Source organism: Aquimarina sp. AU474, assembly GCF_900312815.1.
Classification (GTDB): Bacteria; Bacteroidota; Bacteroidia; order Flavobacteriales; family Flavobacteriaceae; genus Aquimarina.
Map to the genome: position 1 here is coordinate 95,269 of NZ_OMPE01000008.1, position 24,090 is coordinate 119,358.

A 24,090-nucleotide genomic window follows, 5' to 3' on the forward strand; every position below is an offset into this window, starting at 1 on the left:
ATTGAATGTATTAGTGTTTTTAATTTTTTCTTAGTTTAATTCCCCCGTAACTAGAATAAATGTTGACTGTGTTTCCGCTACTTTTTTGCCCTACGTATCCTTGATAATCTTTTTTAGAGTCCTTTACATATTTTTTCTGTACCGAAATACTTTCATCAAGCTTAATGCCACCATAAGAGGTTTTGATAATGAAATCGAAATTGGCTCCATCATTGTAACCAATATAAATTCCTGTATAATCGGTATCTATAGTAACGCTTTGTATCGAACTTTGTAATGCATCAACCTCTATCGAACCATAATCAGATTCGATATTTAATTCTTTACTAACGTTACCGATCTTAGTATCCACATAATCAGAGTTACCAATGATTTTATTTACATTTTGAACTCGAATACCTCCATAATCACAATTGTAATTTAGATATTTTACGGATTTAAATTTGGATTGTGTATAATCGGCGTTTAGATCAATTTTTTCACCATCACCTAATTCAAAATTAGAATAGTCGGCATTAATTTTACCAGTTTTCATGTACTTTATTGTGCTATTGTTGGTGTAATCTATATTTATATAATTATCACTTCCTAACAACTCTCCAAGTATAATCTGTCCGTAATCACAGTTAATTTTTGCATTCCCCTGGATTTTATCCAAAGTGATACTACCATAGTCATTATTAAAATCTACACTATTGGTTATAGGAACTTTCACAGTATAATTAATTTTCATGTTCAAATTATTGTTCCATCCGCTAGACCATTTATCCCACCATGATTTATCTCCTTTATTAAATGTTGTCTTGGCGCTTACCATTTGAGAAGAGGAATCAAATTCTACATCTATAGATTCTAGTTTTTTAATTACTTTTTCTTCATTATTACCACTTACTTTGATATTAATTTCCATAACTACACGGTTTTCATTCCATGAAGTGATATCTAGATTTCCGTAATCATTACTAATTTTTAATAATGCATCTGCATTTACGGCAAATTCCTTTTTTAATTTTTTTTCTTTCGTGTATTTGCCCTTTAAATCGCCATTGTTGGCCATTATTAATGCTGGCAAAAATAAGAGTAAGAATATATTATAGTATTGAGCTTTCATTTTCTGATAATTTAATTTCATTAATTTCATTGATTTTTTGCAAGACTTCCTCTAACAAACTAGCACGTTTTTGAAAATTTTTGATCATCGCACTTATAACACGTTTGTCACTATCGCTACGAACAAGATCCTTTTTCAAATCTTGGTAATCAGATTCTAACTTTTCTAGCAAATTCATAGCATCTGTAACCAAGGCATCAGTTTCTTTGGAAGAAACTTTGTCGATTTCTTCTAATTGTGATTGAATTGCCGAAGTAAAAAAACCTTGAGTTTCTTGCATCTCTGGTGACACACTTGCCAGATCAGCTTCTTCTTTAGGATTGAACATAGAAATCATAGTTACTGCTCCAAAAAGGATAGCGATTGAAGCTGCAATAGCTAGAGGTTTATACCAATTTCGTTCTTTAGGCGAAAACTGAACGACTTTATTTTGCCCTTCCAGTTTTTCCAAAAACCTAGCTTTATGGTTCGTAGAAGGCTCGAATGTATCTAATTGATCCTTCATATGTTCAAATAACTTTTCTACTTTATCCTCATTCATACAACTTGTAATTTTTTTCGTAAACTCTCTTTTGCGCGCGAAACGAGCGTACGACAATTAGAATATGATATATCCATTATTTGACAGATCTCTTCATAATCATACCCTTCTATGAAGTGTAATGATAACGCAGTGCTGTAACTGTCTTTTAATTGATTTAGTGTAGTTAATATTTTGTTTGCTTTAATGGTCGTTAAATCTTCTGTTACGATGCCATCACTGTCCGTTAAAGCATATTCAATTGTTTCTAAAGCAACTTCGCGATGATGATTATTTTTTCGCGAAGCCGTAATACTTGCATTAATTACTATTTTTTTTAACCAAGCGCCAAACATTTTATTATCGGTTAGCATGGCAAGTTTTGTGAAAGCAGTTAAAAAAGCTTCTTGCATGACATCCTCAGCTTCGGCTGTGTCTTTAATAATCCTCAGCGAGGTGTTATACATAGCTTTATAATAGCGATTATAAACTTCGAGTTGAGCATTTTTATCCTGTTTACGGCATTCTGCTATTAGCTGCTCTGTATTTAGTTGGGTTAGTGACAAAAAATATAGTTTACTTTACATAAAGATAGGTATTGATATATTTTGTTACAGTTTTTAAATATTTTTTTTAAAGTTTGTGGCATAACAATTGAAATGTAATAGGAGAATACAATAAAAGAACCTTGTTTTGTATAGGTTTATAGGGATTTATTAATCCATTTATATTAATTTTAAAAAGAATGTCTTTTGGTCTTAATGACAAAATGACTTTGATATATACTTATGGCGAAAACCAAATTTACAACACTAGACAGTTTGTCATTTCAGGGAATAGACGAAGATGCTGAGTTAATACCCTTATTAACTCCAGAAGATGAAGAGGAAATAGACAAAGAAGAGCTGCCGGATGTACTGTCTATTTTACCTCTGCGTAATACCGTATTATTTCCAGGAGTTGTTATTCCTATTACTGCAGGCCGAGATAAATCTATTAAACTTCTTAATGAAGCTAATAATGGCAATAAAACTATAGGAGTTGTTTCTCAAAAAGAAGAAGGAGTAGAGAATCCCACATTAAAAGATATTAATAGAGTAGGTGTAGTAGCGCGTATATTAAGAGTGTTAAAAATGCCTGATGGAAATACTACCGTTATTCTGCAGGGTAAAAAACGATTTAAAATAAAGGAAGTAGTTGAAGAAACACCATATATTAAAGCTAAGATAGAAGAGGTGCCAGAAGCTAGACCTGCAAAAGAAAATAAAGAATTTAGTGCAATAATAGAGTCGATTAAGGATTTGGCCTTAGAAATTATCAAGGAAAGTCCAAATATACCTACAGAGGCTTCTTTTGCCATTAAAAATATTGAAAGCAATTCTTTTCTGATCAATTTTGTGTCTTCTAATCTTAATCTTCCGGTTGAAGAAAAACAAAAACTATTAGAAATAAATGATCTTAAAGAAAGAGCACTTACTACATTAAAGTTTATGAATGTTGAGTTTCAAAAGTTGGAACTTAAAAATGATATTCAAAATAAGGTTCAGCATGACATGAGCCAACAACAAAGAGAATACTTTTTGCATCAGCAAATGAAAACTATCCAGGAAGAACTTGGAGGAGTTTCTCATGAAGATGAATTGGAGGAGATGCGCATGCGAAGCAAGGATAAGAAGTGGGACGAAAAAACGAAAAAGCACTTTGATAAGGAATTATCCAAAATGCAACGTATGAATCCTCAAGTGGCAGAGTATTCTATACAACGTAATTATTTAGATCTATTTCTTGATTTACCTTGGAATGAGTTTAGTACAGATAAATTTGATCTTAAACGAGCAAAGAAGGTACTAGATAGAGATCATTATGGTTTGGATGAAGTAAAACGCCGTATTATTGAATATTTGGCGGTATTAAAACTTCGTAATGATATGAAATCTCCTATTCTTTGTTTGTATGGACCTCCAGGAGTTGGGAAAACATCTTTAGGAAAATCTGTAGCAGAATCTTTGGGTAGAGAATATGTAAGAATCTCTTTAGGAGGCTTACGTGATGAAGCTGAAATACGAGGACATAGAAAGACATATATAGGAGCCATGCCAGGACGAATTATTCAAAGCCTTAAAAAAGCAGGTACTAGTAATCCTGTTTTTGTACTTGATGAAATCGATAAATTATCTATGGGTAATCAAGGAGATCCTTCTTCGGCATTATTAGAAGTACTTGATCCGGAACAAAATTCTGAGTTTCATGATAATTTCCTTGAAATGGGATTTGATTTGTCTAAGGTTATGTTTATTGCCACGTCTAATAGTTTGGCAACGATACAGCCGGCACTTCGTGATAGAATGGAAATCATCAATGTAACCGGATATACTATTGAAGAAAAAGTAGAAATAGCCAAACAACATTTATTACCTAAACAATTAGAAGAACATGGTTTAGATAAATCTCATATTAAGATAGGTAAGGCGCAATTAGAAAAAGTAATTGAAGGATATACTCGAGAATCTGGAGTAAGAGGGTTAGAAAAGCAAATTGCTAAAATGGTTCGTTTTGCGGCTAAGAATATAGCCATGGAAGAAGAGTATAATGTAAAGGTTAGTAATGAAGATATTATTGAAGTATTAGGAGCACCGCGACTTGAGAGAGATAAATATGAGAATAATGATGTGGCGGGAGTTGTAACTGGATTAGCATGGACTAGTGTAGGAGGAGATATATTGTTTATAGAATCAATTCTTTCTAAGGGAAAAGGAAACCTGACTATTACAGGTAACTTAGGTAAGGTTATGAAGGAATCTGCCACCATTGCAATGGAGTATATAAAAGCCAATGCCGATGCTTTAGAAGTAAACCCTGAGATTTTTGATAAATATAATGTGCATATACATGTTCCAGAGGGAGCAACTCCAAAAGATGGACCAAGTGCTGGGATAACCATGCTCACATCACTTGTTTCTTTGTTTACACAACGAAAAGTAAAGAAAAGCTTAGCCATGACGGGAGAAATTACATTAAGAGGAAAAGTATTACCAGTAGGAGGTATTAAAGAAAAAATACTTGCGGCCAAAAGAGCACATATAAAAGAAATACTACTTTGTGCAGATAATGAAAGAGATATTAAAGAAATTAAACCTGAATATCTTAAAGGACTTAAATTTCATTATGTAAAGGATATGGAAGATGTTTTAAAAATGGCGATAACCAATACCAAAGTTAAAAACGCTAAGAAATTATAGAAAAAAAGGCTGGATAGATGTTCAGCCTTTTTTGTTACCTTCTTTTTTGAACTAGAACATCCATATACTTATCTAAGTTTGTGAGGGCAATTTCACTACCTTTTACAACTGTTTCTAAGGGTTGATCTCCAAGATGTACAGGTAATTCTGTTGTTCTGGATAATCGTTGATCAAGCCCTCTTAATAAAGATCCACCACCGGTTAAATAGATACCGCTATTGTATATATCTGCCGATATCTCTGGCGGAATCTCTGATAGAGTTTCCATAATTGCATTTTCTATTTGTGTAATAGATTTATCCAAGCTTTTTTCGATTTCCTTATAAGAAATATGTATTTGTTTAGGTTTTCCTGTGAGCATATCTCTTCCTTCTACCGCCATGTTATCTGGTGGTAACTGTAGATTAGCCATTGCAGAACCAATTTGTATTTTGATTTTTTCGGCCATGAATTCTCCAATATGTAGGTTACGAGATTCTCGAATATGTTGAACTATATCTTCGTTAAAAATATTACCCGCAATTTTTACAGATTGCCCACTAATAATTCTTCCTAAAGAAATAACCGCAATTTCAGTAGTACCACCTCCGATATCTACGATCATATTTCCTTTAGGTTCTAATACGTTGATCCCACCACCAATTGCGGCGGCGATAGGTTCATGTATTAAAAATATATTTTTTGCATTAAGTCTTTTTGCCGATTCTTTTACGGCTCTCATTTCAACCTCAGTACTACCACAAGGTATAGAAATGATCATGTTATATGATGTTGTAAATAATGATGAGTTTAAAGATGATAAACGTTTTATAAACGTTTTCAACATTTTTTCGGCTGCATCAAAGTTAGAAATTACACCATTCTTAAAAGGGGACAATGTTTTGATGTTTTTGTTTATTTTTCCTCTCATCATACCGGCTTCTTTACCTACTGCGATAATTTTTCCGGTAATCCTATGTATAGTTATAATAGAAGGATTATTAATTACGATTTTCCCTTTATAGGTGATAAGCGTATTAGAGGTACCAAGATCTATTGCGATCTTTTCATTCATGAAATCAAAGAAGCCCATGAGTATTTACTTTGGTTAATATATGTCGATTTAAGGTCTAAAAGTAGTTTGTAGGCATACATAAAGGATCTAAAATTAAATAACTTGGATAACATATAATTATTGTCTTTTTTTCAAGTTTTATACTTGTAATAGACGTTTTTGTGTCAATAATTCATATTTATAACCTTTTGTATTCACTTAATTAGAAGAGGAAAAGTAATAATTTCAATGGTTATCTATCTTTTTAAATTATGATAACTTTTTATTATTAGAGGTATTATTCTTAATAGTTTGGATTATTTTTGATTTTTGAAAAATTATATAATCAGATTTTATTCAATTTGAAAGACAAAGAAATCATTATCGCTATAGACGGACATTCTTCTACTGGTAAAAGTACAGTAGCCAAACAACTAGCTAAAGCATTACAATACATTTATGTTGATACTGGGGCTATGTATAGAGCGGTTACTTTGTATGCTATGAGAAAAGGATATGTAGACGAATTCAATTTTAATCAAGAGAAACTGGAAAATGATCTTTCTTTGGTTAGTATAAAATTTGAATTGAATAAGGAAAACGGTTTAGCTGAAGCTGTGTTAAATGGTGAAAATGTAGAAAGAGAAATTAGAACTTTGGCAGTATCAAAACATGTAAGTAAAATAGCAGCAGTGTCTTTGGTAAGAAAGAAATTGGTAGAACAGCAACACCAAATGGGGAAGGATAAAGGGATTGTTATGGATGGAAGAGATATCGGTACTGTTGTATTTCCTAATGCCGAGTTAAAGTTGTTCATGACTGCTACCGCCAAAGATAGAGCAGAACGACGATTTCTAGAACTCAAAGATCGAGGAGAGGATGTTACATACGAAGATGTATTAAAAAATGTGGTAAATAGAGATCATATTGATAGCACAAGAAAAGATTCTCCTCTTAGAAAAGCAGGGGATGCCATTAAGATAGATAATTCTAACCTTAGTCTCGAACAACAATTTGAACAGATTTTACAGCTTGCCAAAACGACAATTAGAAACTCTTAATTACGGGTATTTTTTTTATAATCAGAGACGTAATTTTCTATACTTTTAAATTCGGTAATATCTCTAGAGTCATAGAATCTAGTATCTTTCTCAACCCATTCAATAAGCTCTTTATATTCGTTATCTCTTCTTATAACAAGAATGCGATTAAGCATTAATACATGATCAGCAATAGTGAGATGCTTCTTGATAGAAGAATCTGAGATTTCATAAAAAGGTTTTTCAGCCAGGATTTGATATTGCAAACCGTTGTTTAGCACAATTTGATCTTTACGCTCGTAAATTACTTTAGTTTTAGATAAAGATTGGGCATAATTATTAGCAGAAATACATAAGAAAACAAGAAGTAATATTCTTTTCATATAAGCAAGATATAAATTTTAACACACAAAACTACGGTTTAACCGTAGTTTTATAGGATTTCGACTACTTATATTAGTGTTTTTTCGACGAAATGCGCAATTTATAGATATTTGACTTATGTAAAAAATCAAAAGATCTTAAAAAATAATAGGATTATACATGTAAAATACAAAAAAGGCCACAAATTATTGCGGCCTTTAGAAATATATAAAGTAACTATGTTTTATAGGTTCGGGATGATAAGCTCTTGATCTGGGTGAATAACATCAGGGTTTTTAAGAATACCTGTATTCGCCTCAAAAATGGCTTTGTATTTCATAGGATCACCATAATAATGTTTAGCAATTTTGCTTAAAGACTCTCCACTTTTTACAACATGTCTGTGATAAACAGAAGTATCAGCCACATTAATATCTGCTACAATATCAGCAGGAGATTCTCCGCCAATTTCTTTTATTTTATCCCAAAGCTGGTTTTTATCATATTGAGTTTGAGCGGTACCTTTTATCTTAAGTGTTCCATTTTCTTCAGATACATCACCATCTTGAATGTTTAACTGTTGTCCTAGGTCTAAAACACCTTGATATTTAGCTTTTACCATAACTAAGTCGATTTTAAATTATTAATTAGATTTACTCAAATATAGGAAATTATCATCTTTTTTTCACAAAGTTTTCAGATAAAAAAAGCTTAGATTATCGTTGAAATGCATAATTTATCTATATTCGGAAAGAAGTAAATATAAATTTAATGTTTAGAAAACGTTTCTATTATTTAATAGAGTTGCAATATCTGGGATTTAGGTACCATGGATGGCAAAAACAACCTCAAGTAAATACTTTACAACGCATGGTAGAGCGCACGGTATCGTACGTTTTAGAACATAAAGATTTTAAAGTACTGGCTGCAGGTAGAACAGATGCCAAAGTATCGGTTAATCATACATATATAGAACTGTTTGTTGATCATATATCTTTAGATACAGAGGCGTTTTTTCCAGAATTTAATAAAAACTTACCGCAGGATATAAAAGCATTAAGTGTTACCGAAACAGATGCGCATTTTAATATTATTCAATCTCCAAAAATGAAAGAGTATGTGTATTTATTTTCTTTTGGCGATAAATTTCATCCGTTTTGTGCTCCTTTTATGTATAATATATCTGAAGATCTTGATGTATCCTTAATGCAAGAAGCAGCAAAATTGTTTGTTGGTAAGCATAATTTTAGATCATATTGTCATCGACCTTCAAAACATACTGTATTAGAAGGAGAGATTACCTATTGTGAGATAGAAAAAAATGATATTTATACTGCCAATTTTTTTCCAAAAGAAAGTTACCTTTTAAGAGTGAAAGGAGAAGGCTTTAAAAGAAATCAAATACGCCTTATGATGGGGGTATTATTAGATTTAGGTAAAAGAAAAATTGATATAAATTTTATTAAACAAACATTAAACCCGGAAGCAGAGAAAATTGTACTAGAGCATATTGTTCCTGGTTCTGGACTAATATTAAACTCGGTTGAATTTAAATAATAACAATATGAAAGTCGCGTCTACAAATATTGCCGAAATAAAAACTATTGAATGGAGAGGGAAAGAGGTTCAAACTGGAATTTATAAACATCCAGTAGATACGTCTATATTTTTAGGAAAAGAAGATGTAGAAGGAGATCATGTTGTGGATAGACGATATCATGGAGGAGTCGATAAGGCTTGCTATCTCTATGCTGTTGATCACTATCCCTTTTGGAAAGAAAAGTACCCTCACCTTGATTGGAATTATGGAATGTTCGGAGAAAATCTTAGTATCGAAGGGTTCGATGAAAGGAAAATTAATATAGGCTCTATTTATACTCTAGGTACTGCAACTGTACAAATCTCAAGACCTAGGCAACCTTGTTACAAACTAGGTGTTCGTTTTCGAAATCCAGGAGTAATAAAAGAGTTTATTGCATCTCTATTTTCAGGGGTATACATTAGAGTGTTATCACCTGGTAATGTCACTAAAGGGGATAAGCTCGAAATACAACAAGAGCATGTTAATGGGATATCAATTGCCGAGTTAAATACTTTAATGTTTCATTATGACCCAAAATTACATGCAGACCTATTAGAAAAAGCAATTAATGATCCCTTAGTTTCTGATAGTGATAAGAAATATTTAAAGAAGTAACATCAAGATAACATAAAGGTAATTATCTTATACAGCATTTTGAATTTCTTTTAATAATGTACCACTACCAATGTTAACTCTTGCATTGCTGTTGGTTTGTTCCATTTGCTTTATAAGGGAAATTATCTTTTTGTTTGCTGGGCATTCAATATTTACTTGTAGCGCAGCCTCTAGAATGGCACCATTTAAATAATCAATTTCTGTTTTTTTTCCTTGAGAGAGATCCCACCACATTGATGTTCTTACCGTTGGATCAATTGTTAGCATTTTATTACCAACAAGGTTAAATAAAGAATTCGGTAGGCTTAGTACTACCGGAATGTATTGTGCTGGAAGTGCGGTTAATTTTGGTAATTTAATTTGCAATGCTTTAGTAACTTGTAGTAGTTCTTTCATCAACACGGCGATAATCAATCGATAATTACGCTGCTCTAGCATTGCTTTTACAGGTATATCTGCCAAAGCATTAATACTATTACCTAAGTTTAACTGCAGCTTAGCCCACAATAATGCTTGCATTTCTGTTGTTTGAGATGTCGGCATTATTGAAGTATTTAATAATGTTACGAGCGATGTAACTAATTCTAACCGTTGTTTAGGTGTTTCAATACACAATGTTCCTTCAGAACCTCTATGTAAATGTCCTGGTTTGATTTCAGTAACATTAAAAGGAATCATTACTCTTAAGATTGTGTTTGTTGGGTAATACTGTTGTAAAACGCGATCAGAACCCAGACCATTTTGACAACACAAAATTATCGTATTGGGGCCTACTAGTGGTTTAATTTCTTTACTCACTTGATCAATCCCAGTGCATTTTACTGTAATCCACAAAAAATCACAAAAATCTTCTGAGCCATTTTGGGTTATATTTTCTAGAGTTAAAAAATCCAATTCTTTTATTTGAATAGTATTACCCAAATAATCAGTTAAAGTGAGCCCATTATTTAATTTTTGCTTGATACTCGGTCTACAAACAAGTTGAGTGTTTTTGTGTAAAGAAGTAAGTATACCACCAATAAATGAACCTATTAAACCTGCACCAAAAATAACATGTGATCGCATAAAAAATTGTTGTTTTATTACTTTACAACAGAGTTTTCTTTTTCTAATATAATTAGAGCAAGACGAATACTATTATAATCAATAGTTCCATTAAAGTGTTCAAAATAAGACTTCAATCCTTCGGGTTGTTCTAGCTCTTTTTTAGCCTTTTTAATAGCCAGAACATCTTGTTTATTTACAAATTGAGTAAGATCGATCTGCTCTCCTTCATTATATAACTTCATAATGTGCGAGAAAATAGTAGATTGGGCTAACTGTCTTTTGATAGCTATCTCTTCGATAGACATACCTTCTTTGTATAGGGCCAATGTTTCTTTATGAGTGTTCCCTTTTTTAGAACTTTTCTTTTTCTTGGTTTTCTTGGCCGAAAAATTAATAATCTCTTTTATAAATTGATACCCATAATTTTGCATTTTCTGTCTACCTACACCATTGATCTGCATAAATTCTTCATCAGTCATTGGTCGAACTTTTTCCATTTCTTTTAATGTAGCATCATTAAATACTTGATAAGCGGGAATGCCTGCTTCTTTTGCTAGTTCAAGTCGTAATTGTCTTAGTTTTTCGAATAAATTAGGTGTCGATCCTTTTTTACTTTGATCTAGAATAACTTGTTTTGTTTTTTCTAATTCTTTTAAATGCGCAAGACTTACTCTTTCTCCTTCAAATAATACCTTTCGGGAAAGAGCTGTTAATTTCAATTTATTATTTTGATGAAAAGCAATTTCAAGATATCCTTGATTGATAAGTTGTATAATATACTGTTGCCAATCTCTCCAAGCGATATCATTGCCTATACCATATGTCTTTACCTCTTGATATCCTTTATCCAATACAATTGCATTTTGTGCTCCTCTCAATACATCTATAATTGTACCAATGGGTTCTTGCTCTTTGATTCTTGTAACTGTTGATAAAGCTTTTTGCGCAATAATGGTTCCATCAATAAAAGTAGGAGGGTTTTTACAAACATCACAGTTACCACAATCTTTTTCGATGAGTTCTCCAAAGTAACTAAGTAAAATTTTACGTCTACAGCTTAAAGATTCTGCATATTGCTGCATGCGATCTAGCTTTGCTAATTGTACTTCTTTATTACCAGATGTATCCGCAAATTTTTGTAATTGCACAACATCGGCATAACTATGAAAAAGAAGAGTAGAAGAGGGGATACCGTCTCGGCCGGCACGACCGATTTCTTGATAATAACCCTCTATGTTTTTGGGTAAATTATAATGGATCACCCATCGTACATTTGATTTGTCAATCCCCATACCAAATGCTATTGTTGCACAAACTATTTGTACAGTATCATTAATAAAACCTTCCTGCACATTGGCTCTTTTTTGATGCTCTATACCTGCATGATATGCTTCGGCCTTATAGCCTTTGTCCTTTAATTTTTCAGCAAGGGTTTCGGTGGTTTTTCTACTTAAGCAATATATGATCCCACTATCATTGGGTTTATTTACTAAAAAATTAAGTATTTGTTCGATTCTCTTATTTCCTGGGCGAACTTCTAAACTTAAATTTTTTCTATCAAATGATGCTAAATGTTGAGTAGCATCAGGAATATTTAATTGATCGCAAATATCTTGTCTTGTTGCTTTATCTGCCGTAGCAGTTAAAGCAATGAGAGGTACCTTAGGGAATTTGTTTTTTAAATACCCTAATTGTGTATAAGCAGGTCTAAAATCATGACCCCATGATGATATACAATGTGCTTCATCGATAGCAATTAAACTAATTTCAATTTCAGAAAATATAGTATCTAGAAAAGACAAACTCTCTGGTGCAACATATAAGAGTTTGATTTGATTGTCTTTAAGTTTTTGATGAATTTTTTGTTGATCATTTTCACTTTGACTACTGTTTATAAATGATGCTTGAACACCATTAGCAATCAAACCATCAACTTGATCTTTCATTAAGGCAATGAGAGGAGAAATTACCAGAGTAATACCTGGTAACAACAAGGCAGGAAGCTGATAACAGATTGATTTACCACCGCCAGTTGGCATGATTACGAGATTATCCATACCATCAAAAACAGAGTTAATAATCTTTTCTTGAAGTGGTCTGAAGCTATCATACCCAAAATATTCTTTTAGCGTATGTAAGATTTTTTGCTGATTTGGCATAAATGCAAAGGAACAAAAATAGCTCGGGAAAAAGAACTTACTTGGTTGTTTTAATATAGGCAATAGTTTGTTCGATATTACTATTGCCTAAATTGTACTAGTTATATTTTATTCTTTTTCTGAAGATATATATTTGTATACAATACCTGCTAAAATAGCACCAACAATTGGCGCTACCCAAAATAACCATAATTGACCTAGAGCCCAATCTCCAACAAATATTGCTTGGCTGGTACTTCTTGCAGGGTTTACTGATGTATTAGTAACAGGTATACTTATTAAGTGGATAAGTGTTAGTCCCAAACCAATAGCTAATCCGGCAAAACCTTTAGGTGCTTTTGAATGTGTTGCACCCAAAATAATAATTAAAAACATGAATGTCATTACTATTTCGGTTATCAAAGCAGACAACATACTATATCCACCCGGGGAATGTTCTCCAAATCCATTTGCGGCAAAACCGCCTATTTCAAACCCCGATTTACCACTAGCTATTAAGTACAAAATTCCTGCTCCGGCAATTCCTCCTAGAACTTGAGCTATAATATATGGTATAAGCTCTTTTTTATCAAACCTACCGCCTATCCATAATCCTATAGAAACAGCTGGATTGAGGTGACAACCTGAAATATGACCAATAGCATAGGCCATAGTAACTACAGTTAAGCCAAAAGCAAGCGCAACACCTACAAATCCGATTCCTAATTCTGGATATCCAGCGGCTAATACGGCGCTTCCGCAACCTCCTAATACAAGCCATAGTGTTCCGATAAATTCTGAGATTAATTTTTTCATATGATTTAGTTTTAGTTAATGATAAATAACGCCCCTAACATTTCTTGAAAACACCTATAAGTCTTACATTTTGAGGTGCTTTGATAATTGAAATGAAGTGTATTTACTATTGAAATATAGAGTATTAATATCTTTTTAACAAAAACTAAAAGAATTAATCTTGAGGTAAAGAATTTAAAAAATGCGTCTAGTCGAACAGATCAGAACTTAAATATCGATCTCCACGATCGCATATGATAGCCACCAATACACCGCTTTTCAAGGTTTTTGCAAGTTTAAGTGCAGCGCTAACAGATCCACCACTACTCATGCCCGAAAAAACACCTTCTTCTTTGGCTAATCGTTTTGCCATTGCCGTAGCTTCCTCTTGGCTAACTTCAATTACTTGGTCTACTTTTGAAGGGTTAAATATTTTTGGAAGATACTCTTTTGGCCATTTGCGAATCCCCGGAATTCGAGATTCATCTGTTGGTTGTACACCAACAATTTGTATATCTGTAGATTGCTCTTTTAAGTATGTAGAAGTACCCATAATAGTACCAGTAGTTCCCATCGAAGAAACGAAATGAGTTATTTTACCCATAGTATCTCTCCAAATTTCAGGCCCGGTAGTTTTATAATGAGCTCGCCAGTTATCATCATTGGCAAATTGATTAAGCATAATATAGCCTTCTTCATTAACTTTGGCTTCTGCATAATCTCTTGCACCTTCAATACCAATATCTTTAGAAGTTAAGGTAACTTTTGCCCCATAGGCACGCATAGTTTGAACTCGTTCTTTGGTCGAGTTTTCGGGCATTACCAATTCAATATTCAGATTAAAAATTCCTGCGATCATAGCAAGTGCTATCCCTGTGTTACCGCTAGTAGCTTCAATAAGTTTAGAATTTTGATTAATATCACCTCTATCTAGTGCAGATTTGATCATATTAAAAGCAGCACGATCTTTTACGCTTCCTCCTGGATTATGACCTTCAAGTTTAAGGTAAAGTGTAATATTGGGATTGTCTATTAGGGAAGTGGCCCTTACCAAAGGCGTATTTCCGATAAGGTCTAAAATACTATGCGACATTAAACAACTTTTTTGATCTTAATTTCTGAAGTGTTTGAAATGATTGAGTTTTGAGGAACCGAAGAGGTAATCCATGCATTACCACCAATGGTACTGTTTGCACCAATAACTGTACTACCACCTAATATGGTAGCGTTGGCATATATGGTTACATTATCTTCAACCGTAGGGTGACGTTTTACATTACGCAATTTTCTATCTACATAAAGCCCACCTAATGTTACTCCTTGATATATTTTTACATTATTTTTTATAATAACAGTTTCTCCGATAACGATTCCTGTAGCATGATCAATAAAGAAAGAATCTCCAATTTCTGCACCTGGATTTATATCGGTACCAGTAAGACGATGAGAATATTCTGTCATTAACCTAGGTACCATTGGTAATCCAAATTTTAATAGTTCATGACTTAGTCTATAGATAGCTATAGCATAAAAGCCAGGATATGCCATATAGATTTCTTCTATCGAATTAGCAGCAGGATCACTTTGTATAAAAGCTTGAGCATCAAGATTTAACTTTTCTAATATTTCTGGCAAGGTTTCTAGATAGGACTGCCAAAGCTTACTACATGGTTTATCGGTTTCCCAACACGCAAGATCAATAAGTTCCTCAAAAGTCTTTTCTAAAAGATCTATGTTTTTAGCTACTTCTGTATCCGAATCGAATAATGTATAAAAAAGTAAATTTGTGAAATACTCCGTTCTTTCTTTTAACTTTAGCTTCAGATTAGGGTTCTTTTTTTGTTCTTTAATCTTAGCAATAATTTGATCTCTTTCTTTGGTCATCACCTATATGTTTGAAAACTCTAGTAAATATATAGAATAAAGAGTACATAAGTCATAATACACTATAAATCCTTACATTTTTCAGATAATTATAACAACTGGTCTTTAAAAATTCAATAAATGCATAATTTTTAGTTAAACTTGAAAGACGAAGTTAGATTTTAGTAATTTTAAGATCAAAGTAATTTTTATGAATACCATACCAAAATCAGCATTTGAATTTTTAAATAATTTGAAAAAAAATAATCATCGGGACTGGATGACAGAACATAAAAAAGAATATCAAGCCAATGAGAAAGTATTAAAGGCTTTTTATGCAGCAATTGCTGATAGACTTAATGAAAATGATGAAATAGAAAAAACTAAAGTATTTCGAATTAATAGAGATATTCGATTTAGCAAGGACAAAACTCCTTATAATGTGCATAGGAGTGCTAGTTTTAGTAGAGCAGGCGCTCATAGGCGAGGAGGGTATTATCTAAGATTGGAACCAGGTAATTCATTAATAGCAGGAGGATTTTTTGGCCCGCAACCCGCCGATCTGTTAAGAATAAGAAAAGAATTCGAAATGGATGATCAAGAGATTAGAGAAATATTAGCTACCCCTAATTTCAAAAAAGCTTTTGACGGTTTTAGTACAGAATATCAAGTAAAAACTGCACCAAAAGGATTTAGTAAAGATCATCCGGCGATAGATTTGATAAGAAATAAATCTTTTTTTGTTTCACATTCGTTTAGTGATAAAGAGGTGTTTGCATCTGATTTTTTGGATAAAGTAATATATCACTATGAGTTGTTGAGACCTTATTTTGATTACATGAGTGATGTATTAACAACTGATTTAAATGGAGTGTCATTAATAGATGATTAAAACTCCTATGACGTATTGATTGAGGTAATTATAACTTCTTTTTTGCGACTATAGATGTGCAAGATATTACTTGTATATCTAAATTGAATTTTGATAATAAAAAATAATAATATATATGAAAAGAATTGCAATTAATGGATTCGGAAGAATTGGTAGAGCCGCACTTAAAGTAATTATGGAAGAGCCAGATTTACAAGTTGTTGCGGTAAATGATTTAATGTCTATTGATAATGCGAAATATTTATTAAAATACGATAGTGTGTATGGTATTTATGATAAAGAAGTTCGTATTCATGAGGATCATTTGCATGTTGATGATCAAAAGATATTATACTTCAATCAACGTGATCCAGAACAACTACCGTGGAAAGAACATAATATAGATATTGTTATCGAGAGTACTGGTTTTTTTACCAATAGAGAAGATGCAGAAAAGCATATTCATGCAGGAGCTACTAATGTTGTGATTTCCGGACCAACAAAAAGTAAAGATACTCCAACGGTAGTACATGGTGTTAATACAGCAGAAGGTAAGACTGCGATTTTTTCTTGTGCTAGCTGTACCACAAATAATATAAGTCCTGTGGTTGAGGTTTTAGGAAGGACCATAGGGATTAAAAAGGCAATTTTAAATACGATTCATGCATACACAGCTTCTCAGACGTTAGTAGATGCGCCTTCAAAAAAGAATCCAAGAATGGGTAGAGCAGGAGCAGTTAATCTTACTCCAACCTCTACAGGTGCGGCAATCGCAACTACAAAAGCTTTACCGCAATATGAAGGTAAATTTGATGGAGTAGCAGTACGAACTCCTGTTCCTGTAGGTTCTGTTAGTGATGTGACTTTCATTGCAGAGCGCGATACATCTGCTGAAGAAATTAATGAAATTCTTCTAAAAGAGGCTCAAACAGATCGATACGCAAAAGTATTGGATGTTACATATGAGCCGATAGTTTCGTCTGATATTCAGCAAAATCCGTATGCCGCTACTGTAGATGCTTCAATGACAAGAGTTGTTGATGGGGATTTGGTTAAAATTATGATTTGGTATGATAATGAATGGGGTTTTACAAATCAAATGATTAGACAGATTCAAGAATTGTGAAAAATAAGTAATGTTTCCTTACGATTTTATATTTGAAGAATTATACCCGCTGCAATTCAGACATAAAAAGATGTTCGGAATAGATGCTTTTTATTATGGCGATAAAATTGTTTTTGCTTTACGTCAAAAGGATAATCACATAGAAGATAACGGAATATGGATTGCAACCAAAACTGAACATCATGAAGAGTTAAGATCGTTGATTAAAGATGTTAGGATGATCAAGGTTTATGGATTAAAAAGCTGGTTGTTGTTACCCGATGATTCTGATTATTTTGAAGAAGGTGCCAGACAGATCGCTAAGTTGATAAAGCAGCATAGTATATTGATTGGAAATATTCCTAAACTTAAAAAAAAGAAAAGCTCTTAATAATAAATATTGGATGTACAATAAAAAAGGGGATGATCATTTGATCATCCCCTTTTAAGTATAAAAGAAGGGTTTTAGATTTGACTTAACCCACCATCTACTTCTAACTCAACACCATTAATAAAAGATGCATCATCTGAAGCTAAGAATAGGGCAGATTGTGCTATTTCTTCCGATGTTCCAAAACGACCTAGTGGAACTTGTTGAGCAAATCCTTTTCCCATTTCTTGAACGACATCTTGTGGTAATCCCATTTTGTCATAAAGTGGAGTCGCAATCGGACCTGGAGCAATAGAATTTACTCGAATACCTCTAGATTTCACTTCTGAAGTTAAGACGCGTTGATATGCACGTAAAGCTCCTTTCGAAGCAGAATATACTCCCAATCCGTCAAAACCTTTTTGATGTACAATAGAATTGGTAAATAAAATTGTACCGCCATCATTAATATGAGGTAAAGCCTCTTTGGTAGCTAAAATTGGCCCCTTTACATTGATATTAAAAACTTCATTATAATGATTTTCGGTGATTTCATTCGTTGGAGAAACGGGAGCTACTCCAGCATTTAGGAATAGGACATCTATTTTTCCGTATTTCGAGGTGGCTTCCTTAATCAATTTTGTGTTATCTGCGGGTATAGCTACATCGGCTTTTACGGTTATAAAATCTCCTTGTAGTTCTCGAGCTACTTCATCCAGGGCTTCTTGCCTTCTTCCAGAGATAACCACTTTGGCTCCCTGCTCTAGATATAACTTGGCTGTTGCTAAGCCAATTCCACTGTTTGCACCTGTTATAACGGCTACTTTGTTTTCTAATTTTTTCATGTGTATGATATTAATTGTTTAATTTTTATTTGAAACAATCGTTTCAAAATAGATTAAAAAAAATATTTAATAAAGTACGGTAAGTACTGTGTTTACAAGGTTTTTTAATTCTTCTTCGTTATTGGTAAGTATACCTGTCATACGTAATCCTTGAATAGAAGAATATAAATACAAGGCATATTGAGCTGCCGTTTGATCCTCATTGAAAATCTTTTCCATTTGTCCGTTATGAACTACATCTTCAAGCATCGCTATAGTTTGCTCTTGATTCTGTTCCATAAAAGATTTAATCAAAGGTTCTTGATTGGTCATTTCGGATTTGCAATTAACAATTAAGCATCCTTTTCTATCTCGATCTCCGTAAATATCTTTAAGGTAGATATCAAAAATTGCTTTTATCATGTTCGAAGCATTATGAGAGTGCATCAGTTCTTTTCCCATTTGACTCTTATATAGAGATTGATAATGAGATAATACTTCCATAAACATTCCCAATTTGCTACCAAATGAATTATATATACTTGATCTGTTTAGTGAAGTTGCATCCACCAAATCTTGCATAGAAGTACCATTGTATCCTTTTTTATGAAATACTGCGGTAGCGTTTTGTAGCACTTGATTTCTATTAAATGTTTCAGTTTTTGGCATTCTTAATTGAAATGAACGTTTCAAAATTAAGTAATAATTCCTACTATAATTGTTATTAAAATCATAAAGTTTTTAAAATACCTAAAGATCCAGTCTCATCATCATGTCGGTTTGTATCTCTGTACCTAATACAAATTGGTGCTTGCCAAAGATTTTGAAATTATTTCTTTCATAAAAACGTATGGCCCTAGTATTTTGATCCCATACACCTAACCATATAAAATCTACATTTCTATTTTCAGCAATGTTTAGACATGAATTGAATAAGATTTGCCCGAAGTTTTTGCCCTGATGCATTTTAACAATATAGATACGCTCAATCTCTAGGCCATTTCCCTGAATTTTTTCTGTTTGAGCATCGTTAAAGTTTACTTTTATGTATCCTACAATCTGAGTGTCAATCAATGCAAAATAGAATTCTGAATCAGGCTCGGCAAGTTCTTTATTTATCTGATCTAGAGTGAATTTTTCTTTTAAATATTCTTGAATATTTTCTTCTGTATTTACAGGAGGGCCAAAGGCATCATAAAAAGTCTGGTAGCCTATTTCTAATAGTTTCAGATTATCTTGATGTTGTACCCGTATTATTTTTAAAGCTTGAGAAGACATCCTTAAATGGTATTAGATAATACGTTTTATCACTCGTAAATTATGTGTATGAGTACGTTTTTCGGTATTATAAATCCCAGTGTGATCTATACGATCCACACGCACTTTACCATGCGCGTGGATAATATAGTTATCTTTCATCATGATACCTACATGTATGATTGCACCTTCTTCATTGTCAAAGAAGGCAAGATCACCAGGTTCACTTTCCTCAATAAAGCTCAACGCTTCTCCTTGAGTTGCTTGTTGCGATGCATCTCTTAACAAGGTATACCCAGTTAACTTGTATACCATTTGAGTGAAACCACTACAATCTATACCAAAACTTGTTTTTCCTCCCCATAAATATGGAGCATTAAGAAACATAAAAGCAGTTTCGATAATACTTTCTTTAGATTGTTTTTTGGTTATTCTATTGCCTTCAAATTGATGTTTGAAAAAATCAAGAGCACCCAATGATGAGCCTAAAGGTATGGCCATTAACTGGTTTTGTTCACAACTTATATATTCTATCAAATCACCAGCTAAGCTAGATTCTTGCTGGTCAAAATTTTGATATTCTTCTTCGGTAATTTCTATATATTGTTTATTATCGATCCAGCCTTCGTATTTATCAAAAGCCAAGCGAATTTTACTCCATTTTTTTCTTTTTTCCAACACCTTGAAATGTTCTCCGTATAGCACTTGAGAAACCATTTCACTAGGATCTTTGGGTTCAAAACGTAAAGGAACAATACTTAGATTGCAAATACCGTATTGCATGTAAAAGTTTGATTAAAAATTCTTAATTAAATAATTACACACGCTCAATAACCATTGCTGATGCACCACCACCACCATTACAAATAGCTGCAGCACCAATTTTGGCATTATTTTGTTCTAGTACATTAATAAGTGTGATTATAATTCGAACACCAGAACATCCTAGTGGATGTCCTAAAGACACAGCACCACCATTTACATTGGTATTAGTATCGTTTAATCCAAGAATTTTCATGTTGGCCAATCCTACTACAGAAAAAGCTTCGTTAAATTCAAAAAAGTCAACATCATTAAGAGCAATTCCGGCTTTTTCAATAGCTTTCGGAAGTGCTTTTGCAGGAGCAGTAGTAAACCATTTTGGTTCTTGAGCGGCATCTGCATAACTTTTGATTTTCACAAGAGGAGTTAACCCCAATTCAGCAGCTTTATCCGCGCTCATTACAACAACAGCACCAGCACCATCATTGATTGTAGAGGCATTTGCAGCTGTTACAGTACCATCTTTACTAAATGCAGGACGCAACGCAGGAATTTTCTCCATCTTTACGTTCTTGAACTCTTCATCTTCACTAACCATAACAGGCTCTCCTCGACGTTGAGGAACAGCAACAGGAACAACTTCATTATTAAACTTGCCATCTGCCCATGCTTTTGCAGATCTTTCATAAGATTGTATAGCAAAGGCATCTTGATCTTCTCTACTAAATTCATGCTCGGTTGCACATAAATCTGCACAAACTCCCATAGCATTACCATCGTAAACATCTACTAAACCATCACGCTGCATACCATCTTCGAAAGTTTGCGGCCCAAATTTATGACCTGCTCTTAATCGAACATAATGAGGAATCAGACTCATGTTCTCCATACCACCCGCCACAATAATATCGGCATCTCCTAAGGCAATTGCTTGAGCAGCATGCATAACAGCTTTCATACCACTGGCACATACTTTGTTTACTGTAGTACAAGGTACTGTGTCGCTAATTCCGGCAGCCAATGCGGCCTGTCTTGCTGGAGCTTGACCATTTCCTGCTTGAACTACATTACCCATAAATACTTCTTGTACTAGAGAAGGGTCTAGGTTTATTTGATCTAATGCACCTTTTATAGCTGTCGCACCAAGTTGTGTTGCAGGAACCGTTGATAAACTTCCCATAAAGCTTCCTATAGGTGTTCTGGCTGCAGATACAATTACTACTTCTTTACTCATTTATATGAAATTTAAATTGTGTGTATTGTTTGGTGCGAATTTAAGGATTTTTAAAGGATAAAAAAGAAGTAAAGAGTTAAGAGTTATAAGTAATGAGTTTATAATTCTTAAATATAGATGCTTACTTCGTGCATCTAACTTTGATTTACTATTTTTGAAGAACTAATAGCGCATAACTTGTGAAACGATTTTTAAATAAATTATACAAAAGACAATCCTCTTTTTATAAGATCTTTCTTTTTATTTGTACCACTGCACTTATCGTGTATCTATTTCCGAAAGGGGGGATATTTAAATACGAATTCACCAAAGGAAAACCCTGGCAATACGAAAATTTATATGCTCCTTTTGATTTTGCAATAGCAAAAACAGAAGAAGAAATAGAAACCGAGAAAAATAGAATTACAGATAATATCATTCCGTATTTTCAATATGATACTGTAATTTCTACTACTGCAAAAGAATCTTATGATACCGCATTTGCTAATTATTTAAAAGAATTTAATCAAGCACGTTCTCGAGATCGGGAACAGGCAAAGCTTTTTGGGAGGATATTATTAAATGATATTTATCGATACGGTGTTTTACAGGAAACGTACTCTTACGATAGTAAAAGGCAGATATTTTTGAATAAAGGGAATGAAGCAGAGGCTATTACATACGGCCAGATTTTGACTTCAAACCAGCTAACTAATCTTATCAATACAAGAATTGATAAAAGTGAATATGCTCCATCCAAAAGCGATTTTGTCGCTTTGTTCTACGATTTAATAAAACCCAATGTTGAGTTGAATGAAAATTTAACCGAAAGTACACTACAAGCAGAACTTGCCAAAGTACTAACGACGAGAGGAGGAGTATCTCGAGGAAGTAGAATAATTGCTAAAGGAGAAGTAGTAGAAGGTGATGAATTACAAATATTAAATTCTTTAAAAGCAGAATATGAATCACAAGTTTGGAGTGATAAAAACTTTTATTGGATTGTATTGGGGTATTGTCTTTTAGTTTCGCTTGCTCTAATGATGCTGTTGCTCTTTATTAGAAAATACAGAAAAGATATATATGAAAGTAATACTCAGGTAACCTTTATATTTTTCAATATATTGTTTATGGTTTTGATTACCACTTTGGTGGTTAAATATCGCTCTAGTTATATTTATGTGGTGCCTTTGTGTATTCTTCCCTTAGTATTAAAAGCATTTTTCGACTCGAGATTAGGTTTGTTTACTCATGTAGTAACAGTATTGATATTAGGTTTTGTAGTTCCTAATAGTTATGAATATACGTTTTTACAAATTATTGCAGGAATAGTTACTATACTTACTATTTCTGAGTCATTTAAAAGAGCTAATTTATTCATTTCAGTAGGGCAAATTACAGTGATTTATATCATTGCCTATATTGCATTTCATATTATACATGAGGGTAGTATAAGTAATATAGATTGGACGACAGTAGTGTTATTCGTAATCAGTGGATTTGCTACTTTGATTGTACATCCTTTGATATATGCCTATGAAAAGCTTTTTGGGTTGATATCAGATGTGTCATTATTAGAACTTAGTGATACCAATTCGGTATTATTAAAAGAATTGTCTAATAAAGCCCCAGGAACTTTTCATCATTCACTTAATGTGGCCAATATAGCAGAAGCAGCTGCGAATGAGATTGGAGCTAATGGTATGCTCGTTAGGGTAGGTGCTCTTTACCATGATATTGGAAAAATGATCAACCCTACTTATTTTACAGAAAACCAATCGGCTTCCGGAAATCCTCATGATGTGTTATCGCCTAAAGAGAGTGCGAAAATTATCATTAATCATGTTATAAGAGGCGTAGAAATAGCTAAGAAAAACAAATTACCGGATAGGGTTATAGATTTTATAAGAACCCATCATGGTACAAGTACTGTATATTATTTTTATACTAAAGAAAAAGAAAATAATGAAAATGTAAATATTGAAGATTTTCAATACCCTGGTCCCATGCCGTTTTCTAAAGAAACTGCTATTTTGATGATGAGTGATAGTGTAGAAGCGGCTTCAAAAAGTTTAAAAAACCCTACGAGTAGTTTGATCGATTCATTTGTAGAAAAAATAGTGAATAATCAAATGGAAAATGATCAGTTTTTGAATTCGAATATTACTTTTAAAGAAATTCAACAAATTAAAAAAGTATTTAAGCGCAAGCTTACAAATATATATCACCTACGTATAGAATATCCAGAGTAAGCGCTATAGATGTAATGTATTAGATTTTGGTTCTAATTACGGCATGTTGTTTGATGCAGAGTTATTTGCAAGAACGAAACCAAAATCATT

Annotated in this window: 24 protein-coding genes; 8 read left to right on the top strand and 16 right to left on the bottom strand. The window is 33.0% G+C overall.

Features of this window, described 5'->3' with window-relative positions:
- Positions 1–19: 19 nt before the first annotated feature.
- From DK508_RS10240 to DK508_RS10250, 3 genes are read right to left on the bottom strand one after another with little or no spacing between them, the layout of a single operon-like run.
- Positions 20–1,111 (bottom strand): hypothetical protein, encoded by a 1,092-nt coding sequence (locus DK508_RS10240; protein WP_109301312.1) that lies wholly within the window; start codon positions 1,109–1,111, stop codon positions 20–22.
- Positions 1,092–1,652 carry a hypothetical protein gene (locus tag DK508_RS10245; RefSeq protein ID WP_109300672.1) on the bottom strand — a complete coding sequence of 187 codons (561 nt, stop codon included), beginning with the start codon at positions 1,650–1,652 and terminating at the stop codon, positions 1,092–1,094. Before DK508_RS10245 ends, DK508_RS10240 begins: the two co-directional genes overlap by 20 nt.
- Positions 1,649–2,098 (bottom strand): RNA polymerase sigma factor, encoded by a 450-nt coding sequence (locus DK508_RS10250; protein ID WP_235016365.1) that lies wholly within the window; start codon positions 2,096–2,098, stop codon positions 1,649–1,651. Before DK508_RS10250 ends, DK508_RS10245 begins: the two co-directional genes overlap by 4 nt.
- 321 nt (positions 2,099–2,419) lie before the next feature.
- Between DK508_RS10250 and lon the strand changes: the two genes are divergently transcribed.
- Positions 2,420–4,870 carry an endopeptidase La gene (gene lon, locus DK508_RS10255; RefSeq protein ID WP_109300674.1) on the top strand — a complete coding sequence of 817 codons (2,451 nt, stop codon included), beginning with the start codon at positions 2,420–2,422 and terminating at the stop codon, positions 4,868–4,870.
- Positions 4,871–4,904: 34 nt separating this feature from the next.
- On the opposite strand, the gene DK508_RS10260 is transcribed toward lon, so the two are convergent.
- Positions 4,905–5,942 (bottom strand): rod shape-determining protein, encoded by a 1,038-nt coding sequence (locus tag DK508_RS10260; protein ID WP_109300675.1) that lies wholly within the window; start codon positions 5,940–5,942, stop codon positions 4,905–4,907.
- A gap of 323 nt (positions 5,943–6,265) precedes the next feature.
- Here DK508_RS10260 and cmk point away from each other — a divergent pair, with 323 nt between their 5' ends.
- On the top strand, positions 6,266–6,964 hold the full coding sequence (gene cmk, locus DK508_RS10265; RefSeq protein ID WP_109300676.1) for a (d)CMP kinase: 699 nt from the start codon (positions 6,266–6,268) through the stop codon (positions 6,962–6,964).
- Here cmk and DK508_RS10270 read toward each other — a convergent pair.
- Positions 6,961–7,326, bottom strand: a complete 366-nt coding sequence (locus DK508_RS10270; protein WP_109300677.1) for a hypothetical protein — start codon at positions 7,324–7,326, stop codon at positions 6,961–6,963. The genes cmk and DK508_RS10270 overlap by 4 nt on opposite strands.
- Before the next feature lie 224 nt (positions 7,327–7,550).
- Positions 7,551–7,928 (bottom strand): LysM peptidoglycan-binding domain-containing protein, encoded by a 378-nt coding sequence (locus DK508_RS10275; RefSeq protein WP_109300678.1) that lies wholly within the window; start codon positions 7,926–7,928, stop codon positions 7,551–7,553.
- 149 nt (positions 7,929–8,077) lie between these two features.
- On the opposite strand from DK508_RS10275, the gene DK508_RS10280 reads away from it, so the two are divergent.
- Positions 8,078–8,863, top strand: coding sequence for a tRNA pseudouridine(38-40) synthase TruA (locus tag DK508_RS10280; RefSeq protein WP_109300679.1), 786 nt, complete (start codon positions 8,078–8,080; stop codon positions 8,861–8,863).
- A gap of 7 nt (positions 8,864–8,870) precedes the next feature.
- Entirely contained in the window at positions 8,871–9,503 is a 633-nt protein-coding gene (locus tag DK508_RS10285; RefSeq protein WP_109301313.1) for an MOSC domain-containing protein, read from the top strand.
- Between the two features lie 27 nt (positions 9,504–9,530).
- Here DK508_RS10285 and DK508_RS10290 read toward each other — a convergent pair whose 3' ends face one another.
- From DK508_RS10290 to epsC, 5 genes are all read right to left on the bottom strand, one after another.
- Positions 9,531–10,568 carry a 2-dehydropantoate 2-reductase gene (locus DK508_RS10290; protein ID WP_109300680.1) on the bottom strand — a complete coding sequence of 346 codons (1,038 nt, stop codon included), beginning with the start codon at positions 10,566–10,568 and terminating at the stop codon, positions 9,531–9,533.
- Positions 10,569–10,585: 17 nt separating this feature from the next.
- Positions 10,586–12,709 carry a DNA helicase RecQ gene (recQ, locus tag DK508_RS10295; protein ID WP_109300681.1) on the bottom strand — a complete coding sequence of 708 codons (2,124 nt, stop codon included), beginning with the start codon at positions 12,707–12,709 and terminating at the stop codon, positions 10,586–10,588.
- 108 nt (positions 12,710–12,817) lie between these two features.
- Positions 12,818–13,504, bottom strand: coding sequence for an aquaporin Z (gene aqpZ, locus DK508_RS10300; RefSeq protein WP_109300682.1), 687 nt, complete (start codon positions 13,502–13,504; stop codon positions 12,818–12,820).
- Between the two features lie 187 nt (positions 13,505–13,691).
- Positions 13,692–14,576: a cysteine synthase CysM gene (gene cysM / locus DK508_RS10305; RefSeq protein WP_109300683.1), complete on the bottom strand. Its 885-nt coding sequence runs from the start codon at positions 14,574–14,576 to the stop codon at positions 13,692–13,694.
- The gene (epsC, locus tag DK508_RS10310) at positions 14,576–15,367 is read right to left on the bottom strand and encodes a serine O-acetyltransferase EpsC (RefSeq protein WP_109300684.1); all 792 of its coding nucleotides are present in this window, start codon (positions 15,365–15,367) and stop codon (positions 14,576–14,578) included. Before epsC ends, cysM begins: the two co-directional genes overlap by 1 nt.
- Positions 15,368–15,557: 190 nt before the next feature.
- Here epsC and DK508_RS10315 point away from each other — a divergent pair, with 190 nt between their 5' ends.
- From DK508_RS10315 to DK508_RS10325, 3 genes are all read left to right on the top strand, one after another.
- The gene (locus tag DK508_RS10315; RefSeq protein WP_109300685.1) at positions 15,558–16,238 is read left to right on the top strand and encodes a DUF2461 domain-containing protein; all 681 of its coding nucleotides are present in this window, start codon (positions 15,558–15,560) and stop codon (positions 16,236–16,238) included.
- Positions 16,239–16,353: 115 nt separating this feature from the next.
- Positions 16,354–17,343, top strand: coding sequence for a type I glyceraldehyde-3-phosphate dehydrogenase (gene gap, locus DK508_RS10320; protein ID WP_109300686.1), 990 nt, complete (start codon positions 16,354–16,356; stop codon positions 17,341–17,343).
- Between the two features lie 10 nt (positions 17,344–17,353).
- Positions 17,354–17,713: a hypothetical protein gene (locus tag DK508_RS10325; RefSeq protein WP_109300687.1), complete on the top strand. Its 360-nt coding sequence runs from the start codon at positions 17,354–17,356 to the stop codon at positions 17,711–17,713.
- Between the two features lie 74 nt (positions 17,714–17,787).
- Here DK508_RS10325 and DK508_RS10330 read toward each other — a convergent pair whose 3' ends face one another.
- The 5 genes from DK508_RS10330 to DK508_RS10350 form a co-directional block, all read right to left on the bottom strand.
- Positions 17,788–18,537 carry an SDR family NAD(P)-dependent oxidoreductase gene (locus tag DK508_RS10330; protein WP_109300688.1) on the bottom strand — a complete coding sequence of 250 codons (750 nt, stop codon included), beginning with the start codon at positions 18,535–18,537 and terminating at the stop codon, positions 17,788–17,790.
- Positions 18,538–18,603: 66 nt separating this feature from the next.
- A complete protein-coding gene (locus DK508_RS10335) occupies positions 18,604–19,185 on the bottom strand; it encodes a TetR/AcrR family transcriptional regulator (protein ID WP_109300689.1) in 582 nt (193 codons plus the stop codon).
- Positions 19,186–19,266: 81 nt separating this feature from the next.
- Positions 19,267–19,794 (bottom strand): N-acetyltransferase, encoded by a 528-nt coding sequence (locus tag DK508_RS10340; RefSeq protein ID WP_109300690.1) that lies wholly within the window; start codon positions 19,792–19,794, stop codon positions 19,267–19,269.
- A 12-nt stretch (positions 19,795–19,806) separates the two neighbouring features.
- The gene (locus DK508_RS10345; protein ID WP_109300691.1) at positions 19,807–20,556 is read right to left on the bottom strand and encodes a C40 family peptidase; all 750 of its coding nucleotides are present in this window, start codon (positions 20,554–20,556) and stop codon (positions 19,807–19,809) included.
- Positions 20,557–20,590: 34 nt separating this feature from the next.
- Positions 20,591–21,769 (bottom strand): acetyl-CoA C-acyltransferase, encoded by a 1,179-nt coding sequence (locus DK508_RS10350; RefSeq protein ID WP_109300692.1) that lies wholly within the window; start codon positions 21,767–21,769, stop codon positions 20,591–20,593.
- Between the two features lie 179 nt (positions 21,770–21,948).
- On the opposite strand from DK508_RS10350, the gene DK508_RS10355 reads away from it, so the two are divergent.
- Positions 21,949–24,000 (top strand): HD family phosphohydrolase, encoded by a 2,052-nt coding sequence (locus tag DK508_RS10355; protein ID WP_109300693.1) that lies wholly within the window; start codon positions 21,949–21,951, stop codon positions 23,998–24,000.
- Positions 24,001–24,090: the final 90 nt, after the last annotated feature.